Below are 681 nucleotides of genomic sequence, written 5' to 3' on the forward strand. Positions count from 1 at the left end.
TGGCGACTTGGCGCTAAGGTCTGCCTGAACTCGGACAAGGACGCAGCATGGCCCACGACAAGAACGTTTCACCAACAGGCTGGTACATAGCTTCCTACCTGCTGCGCTTCACTGAAATCGACGCATCGGGGAATGACGATCCTGAAGCACGTTTCCTGTCTTGGGAGAACACCGTCATCGTTCAGGCGCCGAGCCTGGAAGAGGCCTACGACAAGGTCGTAGAAATAGCCACCGAATCCACAGAGCCCTATCTGGGTGGCCCCGATGCCGTGCCGGTCCAGTGGCTATTCGAAGGCGTTACGGAGTTACTTCCAATCTACGAGCCATTGGAGGACGGCGCCGAGGTCATGTGGGGCGAACATCACCCCAGAAAGCTCAAGAACCTGAGAAAACTCGTCAGGCAACGGCATCAGTTTCGCCAATAGGCCGTTGAACGGATAAGAAGTGGGCCGCTGCTGCCAAAAACCTTCCCACAAGAGCCCGCAGCGGCCCTCACGCTCCCGCGATCAAGCCTTCGATGATTTGCCGAAGCTCGGGATGTTCGGGCGGTCGAATCCCGAATTCGTCGCGCAGCACCCTCAGCACCTCGTCGACACTGTCCAACTGCACCCGCTCGCTCGCCTGGCCCAGGCGGTGGATCGCGAAGCTGCCGTTGTTGAGTGTCTTGCGCAGCCCCGGCCC

2 protein-coding genes are annotated in these 681 nt (G+C 59.5%); one reads left to right on the top strand and one right to left on the bottom strand.

The genetic code is table 11. The features are described from left to right. The first annotated feature begins 47 nt into the window (after positions 1–47). A complete protein-coding gene (locus J0A65_RS24890) occupies positions 48–425 on the top strand; it encodes a DUF4288 domain-containing protein (protein ID WP_037050978.1) in 378 nt (125 codons plus the stop codon). A gap of 67 nt (positions 426–492) precedes the next feature. On the opposite strand, the gene J0A65_RS24895 is transcribed toward J0A65_RS24890, so the two are convergent. Next, a partial coding sequence (locus J0A65_RS24895) for a hypothetical protein (RefSeq protein WP_206596914.1) occupies positions 493–681 on the bottom strand: 189 nt, incomplete at its 5' end.

The sequence above is a fragment of the Bowmanella yangjiangensis genome, from assembly GCF_017255015.1.
GTDB classification, from domain to species: Bacteria; Pseudomonadota; Gammaproteobacteria; order Enterobacterales; family Alteromonadaceae; genus Bowmanella; species Bowmanella yangjiangensis.